Consider the following 13,543-nt stretch of genomic DNA (forward strand, 5'->3'; position numbering starts at 1 on the left):
GCCGCGGGACGTGTTGCTCTCCCATGCAGCCTTGCAGGTGGGTCGGGGCTTGGGGTTTGGCCTGCACGAGACCCTAGATCAGATTGGGGCGGTGGGGGGGCCGCTGTTGGTGGCGGCAGTTCTGAAAGTCGGCTATGGCTTCCGGGGTGGGTTTTTGGCCTTGGGGATCCCGGCGGCAATAGGACTGGGGGTTTTGGGGCTGGCGCAATGGCTCTATCCCAGCCCACGAGACTTCGAGCCGGAGCCGGAGATGACCTCGGCAAAAGGCTTGCCCAGAGTTTTCTGGCTGTATCTGCTGGCGGCAGCCTGTGTGGCCATGGGGTTTGCCGATTTTCCCCTCATTGCTTTCCATCTGCAACGACAGTCGGGAAGCGATGGAGCAGGGATCCCTTTGCTGTATGCCCTGGCTATGGGGGTGGATGCCCTGGCCGCCCTGGGATGTGGCTGGCTGTTCGACCGCGTGGGGCTGTGGAGCTTGCTGGGAGCGGTGGCGGTATCGGCTGGATTTGCGCCGCTGGCCTTTTCCGGTACCTATGCTCTGACGGTGCTGGGCATGGTGCTCTGGGGGATTGGTTTGGGGGCCCAAGAATCCATCATGAAGGCGGCGGTGGCCGGTATGGTAGCTCCCGAGACGAGGGGCTTTGCCTTTGGCCTGTTTACCAGTGTCTATGGATTGGCTTGGTTTGTGGGCAGCGCCCTGATGGGGGTGCTTTACGATTTCTCCCTGACTGGCTTAGTGCTCTTTTCGGTAGTCACTCAAGGGCTGGGGGCGGCTATCCTGCTGGCTCTAGTGTCCAGGAGGCAGGCCGAGGTGGGCTGATGAAAAGCCCCTGCACCAGATTACGGTGCAGCTCTTCGGGGGTTTCGTTTGTGCTAGTGGTGAGGAGCACCATCCCCTCAGGTTTTGGGCCACCTCCAGGAGCTTTTGTCAGAACCCGATTTTCAGAACTGATCCTTCATACCGCGCAGGCGAGCGAAGACCCGCACCGGATCCTGGAGCCCGGTGGCAGCTTGCAGAGCCGGCTGATCCCAGCGCAAGAAGGGGTTGGTGCGTCGCTCCTCGCCCATAGTGCTGGGTACTGTTGGGGATCCCGATTGGCGCAGGGCGGCCACCTTTTGGTAACGGGCCTGCAGGTCGGGATTTCCCCCATCCACCGTCAGGGCAAACCTGAGGTTGTTGAGGGTGTATTCGTGGGCACACCACACCCGCGTCGGTTCAGGCAACTGGCGCAGTTGATCCAGGGATCCCAGCATTTGTTCCGGGGTGCCTTCAAACAGCCGCCCGCATCCCCCGGCAAACAGGGTGTCCCCACAGAAGAGATCCCCGCTCTCGGGAAAGTAATAGGCAATGTGACCCCGGGTATGGCCGGGCACAAACAGCACCGTTGCTTGCCGGCCCGCGAATTCCACTGTTGCTCCCGCCCGCAGCTCCACCGTCTGGCCGGGGATCCGCCCCCGATCCGCCTCGCCGGCATAGACGGCAGCCTGAGGATAGCGGGCCAAAAGCTGCCGATTTCCCCCCACATGGTCGTGATGGTGGTGCGTGTTGAAAATGGCCACCAGCTCCGCCCCCAGCTCGGTCAGCTTTTCCAGCACAGGCTCGGCCACTGCCGGATCCACCACGGCTGCTGTCGCGGTGTCGGAATCGTAGAGCAGATAGATATAGTTATCGCGCAGGGCGGGCAACTGAAGAACGCGCATGGCTCGGCTAACTTTCAAAAATGGCCTGCTCTACATCCTGCCGGCTGAGGGAATAGGGAAAAGATAAAGTTTTCGTGTTGCCGTCTGGGTAGGTGTATCGCACCCAAATGCTGGTTTCTTCCAGACGCAAAATGGCTTTCCAGCCAGGCCGCTCGCAAAACCATTGCTCCACATCTTGCGGGTCGCGGGTGCAGCCCTGATCCTCTAGCCAGCGTTCGATGATGTGGAGGGGGTGATTATACAGGGGCGTAGTTGCGGGGGGCAAAGGCATGGCGAGATTTGAGAGGCGAGATTTGAGAAAAGCAGTCCAACACAGAGTCAACGGCCTATGTTCATTCAAGCACTCCTGATACAGAATCCGAGAACTCCGTCCCAATGCCGTACCAAGACGGTGGGGAGTGCCCACAGAATCAGCTTGCCCCACTCTCTCGCAGCCAAGCGAGGACACCTGCCAACACCAAACACACAACCAGGGTGGATCCCATCAGCAACAGGGCACAAAGCTCACCAGGTGAAAGTGGGCGGGTTTCCATGCGCAGCTCCAGAGAGTCAGCGTCTAGGGATCCCGTCATGCTCAGAGATCCCGTGTTGGCAGTCACCGCCCGTAAGCTGGCATCGTAGATGGCCCGTTTCGTCGGGTTGCTGAGGACAAGGTAGGCCTCCTGCAACTCTTGAAAGCAGCGAATGGCCACTTCCGGAGCCAGGGGAGAAGTATCGGGATGGTAGCGCTTGCTCAATTGCCGGTAGGCCCGCCGGATGGCCTCAGGAGACGCCCCTGGAGACAGGCCCAACCGTTGGTAGTAGGTGAGGGAGGTCAACGAGCGCATGCAGGCTAATGGATAAGCGAGACGGTAGGGTCAGCAGAGCGCTTCTCCAGGGAGCTAGACCTTAATCCAGTGTATTACTCGTGCAGCCGCCGGGATCCCCGCAGCAAGCCTCAATAGAGCTTTATTCTTCTTCCTCTTCTTCGGACTTGGCTTTGGGGTAGTAGAAGCCGGTGTTGCGACCGCTCAAAATCGACCGCCCAATGGTCATGGCTCGCTGGGCCTGTAGCTTTGCTTTGCCAAGCCAGACGGCGTAGCGCCTGCGACTGCGGGCTTTAGAGGTTTTCTTCTTGGGAACAGGCATAGCTTGTACAAGAATACAGCCTTACTAGGCTAGCACTGATCGCGTCAGCGGCGGAGTCCTAGCTTGCACCGCCGATCCCAGCTTTATCCAGGCAAGTGGCCTATCAGCGCTTGACTGAAAGAGGGCGAGCATCTCGGCTCAACAGAGTTGAGATCTGTCAACTCTTCTGTGCAAATCTTCTCAATCCATTTTCCCAACAGCCCTGTAGCCGCTAGAGTATGGGACATCTGCTGGGAACAGGCGATGCCGGGATCCTTAACCCTTAGCCGCCAGGTGATATCGGTCACCGCCCTGAAGCTCTTTTGGATGCAGGCTGTGAGTGAAATGTGGCCCCCCTCAGATTTAGGAGATCGCTCAACCATGCGCAACCTCTCTTCCATCTTGCTGTTCGGGATCCCTCTGGTGAGCCTCAGTTGGACGGGGATCCCGGTGGTGGCCCAATCCGCCAATCCAGCCCTCTGCCAGCAATTTCCCCAAGACATTCGCTGCACCCTCTCTGCCCCCAGACAGGTGGGACAAGCGCCGCAACCCACATCCCGTCCTCGGATTGCGGTCTTGGACTTTGATTTCAGCAGCCTCAGCAATCCCTACAGCATCCGCGAGGCTTCGCGGGGGGTGAGCGACCTGTTGGTGGATCGGCTGGTGAGAGATGGCACCTTTTCCGTCATCGAGCGCTCGCGGCTGGACGCGATCTTGGCCGAGCAGAACCTGGGTCTATCCGGTCGACTGGATGCCAACACCGCTGCTCAGGTAGGCCGGATCCTAGGGGTCGATGCGGTGATCCTCGGCAGTGTGACCCAGTTTGATGTGTCTGTGCGCCGTTCTGGGGGTGGGGCACCGGTCTTAACTCCCTTCGGCAGCTTCCCGCTGGCGGTGGGCGCTGAGTCAGTGGATGCCGATGCCAACGTGCAGCTGAATGCCCGCTTGGTGAGCACCAGTACTGCCGAGATCTTGGCCGTGGTCGAGGGCAAAGGCAACGCCAGCCAGTCGGATAGCACGGTCACGGTTGCCGGCTTTGGCGGGGGATCCGCCACCAGCAACGAAGAGAAGCTGTTGGTATTGGCAAGCCAACAAGCGGTGGAGCAAATTGCCCAGCAGTTGGCCGGTTTTGCCGGGCGCTTGGCAGCTCAGCCTCGCTCTCTGCCAACGGTTGACGCCTTGGTGGCGGATGTCTACGGCAACCAGGTGATCCTGAACAAGGGCAGCCGCGATGGCTATCGGGTGGGATTGATTCTTTCTGTGGAGCGCGTCGTCCGCGAGGTGAAGGATCCGGCCACGGGGACAGTCTTGCGCAAATTGACTGAGCCAGCCGGACAGGTCCAACTGACGGAGGTGGATGACAGCTCCAGTGTGGGACGCATTCTCAGCGGGGCAGGCTTCAAGGTTGGGGATGTGGCCAAGCCTGTCCAATGAGCTTTCCCAAGCCCTATCCTCAGGATCCCTCGATGGGAGCAAAGCCCTGCCGTTGCGTGTTTTCGGTTACGGTGCGCGGCTCTAAAAATTGCAGCAGGTAGTCGGGGCCGCCGGCTTTGGATCCCACGCCGGAGAGCTTGAAGCCGCCGAAGGGCTGCCGCTCCACCAACGCCCCGGTGATCTCGCGGTTGATGTAGAGGTTGCCGACGGCAAAGTCCTGGCGAGCCTGTTGAATGTGGGAAGGGGTGCGGCTGTAGAGACCGCCGGTGAGGGCGTAGGGGGTGGCATTGGCCATCTGCAGAGCAGAAGAAAAGTCCGGCGCTGAGATCACCGCCAAAACCGGGCCAAACAGCTCCCGCTGCGCCAGCTCTGACTGGGGATCCACCTGGCTGAACACAGTGGGGCCGACGAAGTAGCCTTTTTCCGGCACGGGCAGGCTGAGGTCGAGGCGGGCACCAGCCTTAGCCGATTGAATGGCCTGGTGCAGGCGAGCTTGGGCCTCTGCATCGATGACCGGGCCAACTTGGGTGCTGGGGTGGGCTGGATCCCCCACATTCAAAGAGCGCACCGCCTCGACGAGCCGTCCCAAGAACAGGTCGTGAATGGACTGCAAAACGATCGCCCGCGAGCAGGCGGAGCATTTCTGGCCACTGTAGCCAAAGGCGGAGTTGACCACTCCTTTGACCGCCTGATCCAGGTCGGCGCTTTCGTCGATGAGGATGGCGTTTTTGCCCCCCATCTCGGCAATGACCCGTTTGATGTGGTGCTGGCCCGGCTGCAGTTGCGCGGCTTGGGCGAGGATCTGGCAACCCACCGCCTGGGATCCGGTGAAGGCAATCAGGTGCACCCGCCGGTCTTGAACCAACAGGGGGCCAATGGCTTCGCCCACCCCCGGCAGGAATTGAAAGACACCCTCCGGGATCCCAGCTTCGGCAAGGGCCTTGAGGATAAACTCCGCCAGTTTGGCGGCGATCAGCGAAGATTGCTCCGCCGGTTTGAGGAGCACGCAGTTTCCGGCCACCAAAGCCGCCGCTGTCATGCCACAGGGGATGGAGAGGGGGAAGTTCCAGGGGGCGATCACCACCGCCACACCGCGGGGCTGGTAGTGGTAATGGTTGGTTTCGCCGGGCAGGTTGCACTCCCGTCCCCGCTCCAGAGCCTCCATCTGTTGGGCGTAGTAGCGGCAAAAATCGATGGCCTCGGAAACTTCCCCATCGGCCTGGGCAATGGGCTTGCCCACCTCCAGCACCATCCAGGCAGCCAGCTCCGCCCGCTGGGCTTCGATTTGCTCCGCCACCCGCCGCAGGATCCCCGCCCTCACGGCAACGGGGGTGCGCCTCCAGATGGGAAAGCTGGCTTGGGCCGCTGCCAAGGCTTGCTCCACCTGTTCCGGCTCGGTCAACCCAATTTCCGCCACCACCTGTTCAGGATCCGCAGGGTTGAGGGAGAGCATCGCTTGTCGAGTGGGGCGATATTCTCCGGCAATCCAGGGCTGAACCCTCTGACCCAATTGAGGCCGAACCTTGTCCAATGCCTGAAGGAAGGGATCCCGCTGCTGGGGCTGGCTGAAATCCGTATCGGGAGCGGCGGCAAACGAGAGAGAAGGAGCCTGGAAAACGGATCCCTCGTCCAAGACCGGCGGGGCCAACAGCTGCTCGGGGTTGTAGCCCTGAACGCTTTGCCGCAGGAAAGAGGTGTTGGCGGTGTTTTCCAGCAAACGCCGGATCAGGTAGGCCATACCCGGCAGCAGCTCCCCGTAGGGGCAGTACACCCGCACCCGCTGTCCCTTCTGCACCAAGGCCTTGGCCAGGGGATCGGCCATGCCATAGAGCACCTGCAGTTCAAAAGCAGACTGGGGCACCTCCAGGGCTTGGGCAATGGCGATGGCTTTGGCCTGAGAGCGCACATTGTGGCTGGCGATGGCGGCGTGGAGATGGGTGTGGTGCTCCAACAAAAGCTGGGTCATGCGCTCGAAGTTGGCGTCGGTAGCAGACTTGCTGTTGTAAACCGGCTGTGGCCAGTGCTTTTGCGCCGCCAGGATGGTCTCTTGATCCCAGTAGGCCCCCTTGACCAAGCGCACCGTCACCGGGGATCCCCGCTCTTTGGCCCAGGCGATCAGGTTTTGCAGATCGGTGTAGCTATCCCGCAGGTAGGCCTGCAGCGTCAGGCCAACGTCGGTGCGGCCTCGGAACTCCGGCTCCAGCAGCAGCTCCTGCAAAATGGCCAGGGTGAGGGATTTGTAGCGGTACTGCTCCATGTCGAAATGGATCCCGACTCCCAGAGCTTCTGCCCGGCGCAACAGGACGCGAATCCGTTCCCCCACTTTGGCTTTGGCCCCCAGGGGATCGATGGGATCGAACTGGGAATAGAAGGCTGTCAGCTTCACCGACACTTGCGGCACAGGCTGCGGTTGTGGCCAGGTTTTGACCATCTTTGCCAAATGCTCCATCACCTGCAGATAGCGATCCAGGTAGGATTGGGCTTCCGCTTCGGTGATGACGGCTTCCCCCAGCAAATCCAGCGTGAAAGCCATACCCTGCCGGTGCAAAGCTTCCAGAGTTTTGCTGACTTGTTGCAGGGTTTCTCCGGCAATGTAGCGACGGGCCAAGGCTTCCACGGCAGCGGTTAGGGTGGTGGCAGCCAACTGCCCTGGCAGGGAGTCGGGGTCTGCAAAGTTGAGCAGGCTTTTCAGCATTCCCGGCAATTCCACCGCCGGATCTGAAAGATACTCCTGCAAATGGCGGGCCACCTCAGCCTTGCTTTTCAAGCTGGGCAAGACATCGATCAAGCGGAACAACTGGGTGCGCAAGTGGGGGTTTTCCATCGCCCAGGCCAGCAGCTTGTCCTCCCAGCGCAGTTGATCCCGCCACTGGGCCAGCAGGGATCGCTTCTCTCCCGAAAGAGAGGCGAACAGAGATTGGGCAAGAGCTTGGGTTTGAGCCTCGTAGGCGGTAGGAGCAGCTTGGGCAACCATCTGATGAACTGGGTGAACTGGGGCGCAGGATCCCTACCATCCTGTCATGGAAAAGAGGGAACCTGAGGCCGATTTTGGGAAGATAATGGCAGATGGGGCCACCGCAAATCCTCGAATAGCTACGCCGGGTATAGGCAGCTTTGCAGGAGAAACTTATGCAGGCTTTTGTTGCAGGGGCTACAGGAGAAACCGGACGCCGCATTGTCAAAGAGTTGGTGGGCCGCGGCATCCGAGTGCGGGCGCTGGTGCGCAGCCGCGAGCTGGCCGCTCGAGTTCTGCCCCCCGAAGCGGAAGTGGTGGTGGGGGATGTGCTGGATCCGGCCACGCTGGAGACAGGCATGGAAGGATGCACGGTGGTGCTCTGTGCCACCGGGGCCAGGCCCAGTTGGGATCCCTTTCAGCCCTACCGAGTCGACTATGAAGGCACCAAGAACCTGGTCGATGTGGCCAAAGCCAAAGGGATCCAACACTTTGTTTTAATCTCTTCCCTGTGTGTTTCCCAGCTGTTCCATCCCCTCAACTTGTTTTGGCTGATCCTGGTGTGGAAAAAACGGGCGGAAGAATATCTGCAAAAAAGCGGCCTCACCTACACCATCGTTCGACCGGGGGGCCTAAAAAACCAAGACAACGACGATGGCATTGTCCTATCCAAGGCGGATACCCTCTTTGACGGCAGCATCCCCCGCACGAAAGTAGCCCAAGTGGCCGTCGAAAGTTTATTCCAGCCCGCCGCCCAAAATCGCATCCTTGAGATCATCGCCAAGCCCGGCGTTCCCAACCAAGAATGGAGCGCTCTCTTTGCTATGGCAAGGTAGGTACCGAGCTGCATGCATGCTGCATACATTATGACTATGAGCGAGTATGAACGCGGCTCCCAGTTCCTCAGCAGGCTCGAACTTGGTGGGCGCATGGCACTCCTGGAAAGTCGATCCTGCATTGGTCGATAGTCTGCCGCAAAATGTCGGTGCCAAGCTAAACTTCTCGTTTTGCCCTTAACTTCCCTCTGTCTGGGAACCAGAAGACTTGGCCAACTGCTGCAAACGATTTAAGATCTGCGCCTCAGCGTTGGCATCGTGGAGTCGCAACGTTAGGCGGGGCACCCGCAGTGAAGCCGTAATCCGGCCTGAGGGCAGATCCAGCCACACCAGTTGCCCTTGAAAACAGCGACAAGCGGCTCCCCATTCCTGGGCCAGAGCCTCTACCTCCGACCAGGCAAGGCAGCGCGGCAGCAGCAGGTCAGTGGCCCACCCAGCCCCACGCTCCCGCCGCCTGAGGACACGCACCTGCATGGATCCCTACACCCGCAAGGACTCCGTCCCGCTGACGCGAGCGGCGTAGAACTCGCACCAGGGATCCCCCTTCTCTCTGGCCTTGGTCTCCTGGCCGTGGAAGAGCCCACCCCGCTGGAAGAGGCGGTTGTAGAAGACTTGATCCAAAACCGGCTTCTGCTGAATGTTGCCGTTGTAGACCAGATTCATCATCGCCGGCACCGCCCCTTGGGCAAAGTAGCAGGCGGGATCCTCTGCCCGTGGGTAGGAAGCCAAAAAGTAGTTGGCTTCGTAGTTGCCGTCAATGGCCACCCGGCAAGACTGGCCACTCACCACCTCCAAAGCCTGCCAGCGACCCCACCCCAGGCTGCTGGCCACCGCATAGCCGCCGTGGATCCAGTCCGTGTCCTTCTCCAGCATCGGCCCCACCAGGGTTTCCCACTCCACCGATTCCATGATGTTGCCGAGGGTGTAGAAGACACAAACATGCCCCGACTCGCGGATGAGAGCTTCCCCCACCCCCATCAGCTCAGCCTGCACCGCCTTCAGCTCCTGTAAAAAGCGATACTGAATGCGGTTGTAGTAGTTGGCAGGCATGCGCGTTAGCAACACGTTAAACGCGCGAATTTGCCCCCGCTCATCTCCGGCCAAAGGCAAGCCCCACAGAGCTTCGTTGACCGCATCGTAGTCCACTGCTGTTGTGGGCCGGGGGAACTGGAGCGGCTGCTCGATCAACTTGCCCATCCCTGGACTGGGAGTCAACAACTGGGGCCGCGGCAGCCGAGTAACCTGGATTACACAGTGATCCTTACGGGTAACGGCCATGCACTCCGTTTCTTCTGCCGTGTAGCTCCCCAGCTCGCCAAACGTGGCATCCAGAGCTGCTGCCACATAGCCCACCGCCAAGTGGTCAATCGGGCGCGTGCGGCTGACCTGCTCTCCGTACTTGCTCAGCCAACCTTCTGCATAGTGAGAATGGGTAAGCTGCACTTCCCCGCCTGAAGGGGTCACCTCAAACGCCAGCCGCCCAAATCCTAAAAAACTGAAGATCTGAGCTGCCACTGCCAGGCGCTCTTGGGTCTCCTGAATGCCAAGAGCCTTGAAAGCTCCGTACAGAAGACTGTAAAAGATCTCCTGGGCTGCCGTGCGCAGGATCCCTACTCCATCGATCCAGTCGGGATCTTCAATAGTCTGCTGCAGGAAGAGGTTGTAGTGATGGCAGTGGAAGATAACCGGCTCTCCAAACAAAGTAGGGGCTTTTGGGAAACGCTTTGATGACAACCCGCAACGCCGAAGTGCCGGCCAAAAGGTAGTCCGCCTCTTGGTCAGAGCTGACAAGCTGGCATAGACGACTGTTGGCCTGGACTAGGTCGCCGGCGTAGGTGCCCAAACGTTCTAGGGCTTGCTCCTCTTGGGAATCGCTGACGTAGGTTACTTTGGCTACTGTAGCACCATCAGTGGCCCGCCCTATCAAAACAGCAATCAAGCCCGGAAGGCCGGCGATGTGCTGTTCAATCACGCTGCTGAGGGTTCGGATAGCCATGATCTGACTCCTTCCTGCGGCTACATGGGATAATTTAGGTATATACACGGGATATTGGAGTGTCTAGTGAACTAGGATGGATCGGATATTTCCAGAGAAATCTCCTGACCGGCTTAGCTCCAGGGATCCCAGTGCTCATGAAATTGGCCTTCCAAGATGGCCTGGCGCATCTTTTGGGTGTAGCGCATCAGCTCCGTGATGTTGTGGATAGAAAGCAGGGTATAGCCCAGGATCTCCTGGGCGCGGATGAGGTGGCACAAGTAGGCGCGGCTAAAGTGGCGGCAGGTGTAGCAGGGACAGTCGGGATCGATGGGATCCAGGCTGCGGCGGTGCTCGGCATTTTTGATGTTCCAGCGTTTGCCCCGGCTGATCACCGTGCCATGGCGGGCATAGCGGGTGGGGATCACGCAGTCAAACAAATCCACTCCGGCGGCCACAGCGGCCCGCATCTCTGCATAGGTGCCCACCCCCATGAGATAACGGGGGCGATCTGCCGGCAGTAGAGGGGCTGTTTGCCGCACAACGGCGTGCATAAACTCGACCGGCTCCCCCACACTCACCCCGCCAATGGCATAGCCCGGCAGATCCAACCGACAGACCTCTTCCACCGCCCGCCGGCGCAGCTCAGGGTAAACTCCCCCCTGCACAATGCCAAACAAAGCCTGATCTGAGCGACGATGGGCTTTCACGCAGCGTTTCAGCCACTGGGTGGTTCGCCGCACCGCTGCTTCCACTTCCTCAGGGCTGGCAGGGTAGGGCGGGCACTCGTCGAAGGCCATGATGATGTCGGCCCCCAGGGCGTTTTGAATCTGGATGGATAGCTCTGGGGTGAAGTGAATGATGCGGCCATCGCGAGGAGAGCGGAACGTCACTCCCTCCTCGTTGATTTGGCGAATGGCGCTAAGGCTAAAGACCTGAAAGCCCCCTGAGTCGGTAAGGATGGGGCCCGACCAGCCCATAAAGCGGTGTAGCCCCCCTGCTGCTTGAATGATGTCCTCGCCGGGCTGTAGGTGCAGGTGATAGGTGTTGCTGAGAATAATATGGGCACCTGTCTCCTTGAGCTGGGCCGGGGTGAGGGTTTTCACGTTGGCCAAAGTTCCCACCGGCATAAAGCAAGGGGTTGGGATCCCACCGTGGGGGGTGACGAAGTATCCTGCCCGCGCTTGGGTATGGGGGCAGGTGCCCTCGCAGGTGAAGGTAAAGTCGGCCAAGGTCAGCGTTGATCAGCTTTCATCTGGTGCGCAGCAGAGCTTAGCACAGATAGAGCCGCCGGCAAGGGATCCCTTTTGCCAGCCTTGACAGGGATCCCCTGCTTTGGGCACACTTGTAGATCGCCGCGGAACTGGCGGAATGGTAGACGCGCTAGATTCAGGTTCTAGTGGCAGCAATGCCATCGGGGTTCAAGTCCCCGGTTCCGCACTACTGGATCTTCACAGTAAATCGAACTTATGAACAAGGCGCTGGTTTTACGTTTCAACCTTCTACCTCAGGAAGTTCTATCGCAGAAGTGATTTGAGAGAACTTCAGGCGAGCATGAGCCAAGTTGGCTTTCTGTCGTTCCAAAACAAGACAGAAGAACAGGCCGGTTATGGTGTTAACTAATCGAACGACACAGAAGAATTGTTCATAGACAAGAAACAGTTCTTCTAGTTTTTCTTGGGTTCTTGAGAATTGTTTAGTTTTGTTTCGAATTAACTCTGCATTACCCGATACTATCAACTCTAGTTCACATTGAGAAAAACCAGTGACGTTCGTACGAAACTTAGATCTCAGGCAGGTTCCATTTCTCCAGTCTCCAAGGGCTACCCCCAATACCCCGTCAAGGGCAAAGCTCTCATCTAGCGCTTCCTCTACTCTTTGCAGAATTCCCCCCACCATGATTCCCGCACCACAGAAAGTTTCCTAAGAAGGCCTGCCGAAGCTTAGCTTAAGCTAAGCACGTTAAGCAAGGGGGAGTTCATTAAGCAAGGGGGAGTTCATAAAGAATTAGCAAGCTAAAGATAAAGTAAAGCAATTCCCGGTCAAGAAACCCCAGACCTTCAAGCATCTTGGCGAGTCTAGGCCCCGAACGCTCCTACCCCTGAGAACTTTGCTTTGCTGGTGCTGGATCCCGAAGGCCCCAACGACTACCCCATCGGAGAAGGAAATAAGCTTCTAGATGAGTCTTGGGTTTGTGAGCGGCAACTGGCCCACCTGCTCTGCAAGCTGCGCTAACTTTATGCGGGCCAAGGCTAAGTTTCCCTTTTGTTTATCCAAGGCTAGGAAGATAAACAAGCCACGGCTATTCGCCAAGCGAATTAGGTGATACTGCTTTTGGGAAGTGAAAACGAGCTCCTGTATCCGCTCGTTCAGAGCCTCTGCAACCTTGAGTTTGGCACGGACTACTTCTGCATTGCCGACTATGGCAAGTGGTAGATTGCGTTCAGGAAAATCAGGGTTACCTGCAGACTTAAGTCCCAGACATGCACCACTTCTCCAATCTCCTAGAGCGACCCCCAGCGCTCCTTCCATGGCAAGGGCCTCGAGGAGAATCTCCTCCAACTTTGGCATAAATATCCCTCTTTCCTGCAGCTTGCTCGCCAGCCTTGTATCAAACGTATCTTCAAGTCAGCAATATTCTCTGGTTTACCCACGTACATTCTAATTCTAACTCCCTCCTCACTGGGAGAGAAAAGAAGCTAGGCAAGGAAGAGAACCTGCTCGGCAAGGCGGCTCAAGCTAAAGAGGCAGAACCCCCCGCTAGGCTCTGCCCAATATCCCCAACTGGAGTGGCGTCAATATCTGGCTATCGCCAATGTGATACTAGATGACTAGCTGCTCGGCAACTTGGTCTAGCTTGATGCGAGCAAGAGCTAGGTTTCCCTTCTCCCGATCCATAACAAGATAAAAGAACAAGCCCTGCACAGACTTAACCAAGCGAACAAGGTGGTACTGGGTCTTGAGAACAATAAGAATCTCCTCCACATCCTCCTTGATGCTCACAGACTCCAGAACTCGCATCTTAGACCGAATCACCTCGGTCATGCCAGCTACTGCCAGCTCCAAGTTTCGCTCTGGAAAGTCAGGGGTGTCTGGCCCCTTGAACCCCAGACACATGCCGCTCTTCCAATCTCCCAAAGCAATCCCCAAAGCTCCATCAGTGGTCAGGGCAGCAACCAAGCTCTCTTGAACTTTTTTCACGGAACCTGCCTCCCTGCGGGACAGTAACAGGAACAGAGAGATGCTTTAGCAATCTCAGACTGACCTTAAGCTGCAGGATGGTATACACGCACGGTTAGCCTCTTGTCAAAGGCTCTAGTTCGGCAATCCCCACGGAGATTGACCGGCAAATGCTGACGAACCTCACTTGTCTTGAGAATCTGTGCAGAGACTGAAGCTAGTCCCTTACAATCCCACGCAAGGGTTAACTAAAACTTAATAAATAGATAGTTTGATAAAGTTCGATGACTAGCAGTCTAACGACAAGAAACGCAGGGCTTGGAGAGGTGTCACCCGATATTCCCAAAATACAAATTG

General features: G+C 58.1%; 15 protein-coding genes and 1 tRNA gene. 4 read left to right on the top strand and 12 right to left on the bottom strand.

Annotation, left to right across the window (positions count from 1 at the left end; genetic code table 11):
- The coding region (locus NW838_RS00415) for an MFS transporter (protein ID WP_414427276.1) at positions 1–820 on the top strand (820 nt) is incomplete at its 5' end.
- Positions 821–942: 122 nt separating this feature from the next.
- Here the strand turns inward: NW838_RS00415 and gloB are convergent.
- The 4 genes from gloB to NW838_RS00435 all read right to left on the bottom strand — a co-directional run bounded on the left by gloB (position 943) and on the right by NW838_RS00435 (position 2,829).
- Positions 943–1,701: a hydroxyacylglutathione hydrolase gene (gloB, locus tag NW838_RS00420; RefSeq protein WP_414357883.1), complete on the bottom strand. Its 759-nt coding sequence runs from the start codon at positions 1,699–1,701 to the stop codon at positions 943–945.
- 7 nt (positions 1,702–1,708) lie between these two features.
- Positions 1,709–1,972, bottom strand: coding sequence for a DUF3143 domain-containing protein (locus NW838_RS00425; RefSeq protein WP_414351177.1), 264 nt, complete (start codon positions 1,970–1,972; stop codon positions 1,709–1,711).
- A 139-nt stretch (positions 1,973–2,111) separates the two neighbouring features.
- A complete protein-coding gene (locus NW838_RS00430; protein ID WP_414357882.1) occupies positions 2,112–2,528 on the bottom strand; it encodes a J domain-containing protein in 417 nt (138 codons plus the stop codon).
- 121 nt (positions 2,529–2,649) lie between these two features.
- On the bottom strand, positions 2,650–2,829 hold the full coding sequence (locus tag NW838_RS00435; RefSeq protein ID WP_414357881.1) for a 50S ribosomal protein L32: 180 nt from the start codon (positions 2,827–2,829) through the stop codon (positions 2,650–2,652).
- Positions 2,830–3,189: 360 nt separating this feature from the next.
- Here NW838_RS00435 and NW838_RS00440 point away from each other — a divergent pair, with 360 nt between their 5' ends.
- A complete protein-coding gene (locus NW838_RS00440) occupies positions 3,190–4,242 on the top strand; it encodes a CsgG/HfaB family protein (RefSeq protein ID WP_414357880.1) in 1,053 nt (350 codons plus the stop codon).
- A 19-nt stretch (positions 4,243–4,261) separates the two neighbouring features.
- Here the strand turns inward: NW838_RS00440 and pruA are convergent, their stop codons facing one another.
- Positions 4,262–7,216, bottom strand: coding sequence for an L-glutamate gamma-semialdehyde dehydrogenase (gene pruA, locus NW838_RS00445; protein WP_414427277.1), 2,955 nt, complete (start codon positions 7,214–7,216; stop codon positions 4,262–4,264).
- A 155-nt stretch (positions 7,217–7,371) separates the two neighbouring features.
- Between pruA and NW838_RS00450 the strand changes: the two genes are divergently transcribed.
- Complete coding sequence (locus tag NW838_RS00450; protein WP_414427278.1) at positions 7,372–8,031, top strand: SDR family oxidoreductase; 660 nt, start codon at positions 7,372–7,374, stop codon at positions 8,029–8,031.
- A gap of 177 nt (positions 8,032–8,208) precedes the next feature.
- Here the strand turns inward: NW838_RS00450 and NW838_RS00455 are convergent, their stop codons facing one another.
- The 4 genes from NW838_RS00455 to tgt form a co-directional block, all read right to left on the bottom strand.
- Complete coding sequence (locus NW838_RS00455; protein ID WP_414427279.1) at positions 8,209–8,505, bottom strand: hypothetical protein; 297 nt, start codon at positions 8,503–8,505, stop codon at positions 8,209–8,211.
- Between the two features lie 6 nt (positions 8,506–8,511).
- Positions 8,512–9,732 carry a hypothetical protein gene (locus NW838_RS00460; RefSeq protein ID WP_414427280.1) on the bottom strand — a complete coding sequence of 407 codons (1,221 nt, stop codon included), beginning with the start codon at positions 9,730–9,732 and terminating at the stop codon, positions 8,512–8,514.
- Complete coding sequence (locus NW838_RS00465) at positions 9,668–10,027, bottom strand: hypothetical protein (protein ID WP_414357871.1); 360 nt, start codon at positions 10,025–10,027, stop codon at positions 9,668–9,670. Before NW838_RS00465 ends, NW838_RS00460 begins: the two co-directional genes overlap by 65 nt.
- A gap of 113 nt (positions 10,028–10,140) precedes the next feature.
- Positions 10,141–11,244, bottom strand: coding sequence for a tRNA guanosine(34) transglycosylase Tgt (gene tgt, locus NW838_RS00470; RefSeq protein ID WP_414427287.1), 1,104 nt, complete (start codon positions 11,242–11,244; stop codon positions 10,141–10,143).
- A gap of 119 nt (positions 11,245–11,363) precedes the next feature.
- Between tgt and NW838_RS00475 the strand changes: the two genes are divergently transcribed.
- Positions 11,364–11,446: transfer RNA gene (locus NW838_RS00475), tRNA-Leu, on the top strand.
- Positions 11,447–11,500: 54 nt separating this feature from the next.
- Here the strand turns inward: NW838_RS00475 and NW838_RS00480 are convergent.
- The 3 genes from NW838_RS00480 to NW838_RS00490 all read right to left on the bottom strand — a co-directional run bounded on the left by NW838_RS00480 (position 11,501) and on the right by NW838_RS00490 (position 13,207).
- A complete protein-coding gene (locus tag NW838_RS00480; RefSeq protein WP_414358415.1) occupies positions 11,501–11,905 on the bottom strand; it encodes a hypothetical protein in 405 nt (134 codons plus the stop codon).
- A gap of 276 nt (positions 11,906–12,181) precedes the next feature.
- Positions 12,182–12,577 (bottom strand): hypothetical protein, encoded by a 396-nt coding sequence (locus NW838_RS00485; RefSeq protein ID WP_414358418.1) that lies wholly within the window; start codon positions 12,575–12,577, stop codon positions 12,182–12,184.
- Positions 12,578–12,829: 252 nt separating this feature from the next.
- Positions 12,830–13,207, bottom strand: a complete 378-nt coding sequence (locus NW838_RS00490; RefSeq protein ID WP_414358420.1) for a hypothetical protein — start codon at positions 13,205–13,207, stop codon at positions 12,830–12,832.
- Between the last annotated feature and the right edge of the window lie 336 nt (positions 13,208–13,543).

Origin of the sequence: Synechococcus sp. R55.2 (assembly GCF_047462075.1) — a bacterium.
GTDB lineage: Bacteria > Cyanobacteriota > Cyanobacteriia > Thermostichales > Thermostichaceae > Thermostichus.

What these genes read in the sequence shown, in the direction of transcription:
- NW838_RS00440 (WP_414357880.1), top strand. Translation starts at nt 3,190, where the DNA reads ATGCGCAACCTCTCTTCCATCTTGCTGTTCGGGATCCCTCTGGTGAGC.
- NW838_RS00455 (WP_414427279.1), bottom strand. Translation starts at nt 8,505, where the DNA reads ATGCAGGTGCGTGTCCTCAGGCGGCGGGAGCGTGGGGCTGGGTGGGCC.
- NW838_RS00430 (WP_414357882.1), bottom strand. Translation starts at nt 2,528, where the DNA reads ATGCGCTCGTTGACCTCCCTCACCTACTACCAACGGTTGGGCCTGTCT.
- NW838_RS00465 (WP_414357871.1), bottom strand. Translation starts at nt 10,027, where the DNA reads ATGGCTATCCGAACCCTCAGCAGCGTGATTGAACAGCACATCGCCGGC.
- pruA (WP_414427277.1), bottom strand. Translation starts at nt 7,216, where the DNA reads ATGGTTGCCCAAGCTGCTCCTACCGCCTACGAGGCTCAAACCCAAGCT.
- NW838_RS00435 (WP_414357881.1), bottom strand. Translation starts at nt 2,829, where the DNA reads ATGCCTGTTCCCAAGAAGAAAACCTCTAAAGCCCGCAGTCGCAGGCGC.
- gloB (WP_414357883.1), bottom strand. Translation starts at nt 1,701, where the DNA reads ATGCGCGTTCTTCAGTTGCCCGCCCTGCGCGATAACTATATCTATCTG.
- NW838_RS00480 (WP_414358415.1), bottom strand. Translation starts at nt 11,905, where the DNA reads ATGGTGGGGGGAATTCTGCAAAGAGTAGAGGAAGCGCTAGATGAGAGC.
- NW838_RS00425 (WP_414351177.1), bottom strand. Translation starts at nt 1,972, where the DNA reads ATGCCTTTGCCCCCCGCAACTACGCCCCTGTATAATCACCCCCTCCAC.
- NW838_RS00450 (WP_414427278.1), top strand. Translation starts at nt 7,372, where the DNA reads ATGCAGGCTTTTGTTGCAGGGGCTACAGGAGAAACCGGACGCCGCATT.
- NW838_RS00485 (WP_414358418.1), bottom strand. Translation starts at nt 12,577, where the DNA reads ATGCCAAAGTTGGAGGAGATTCTCCTCGAGGCCCTTGCCATGGAAGGA.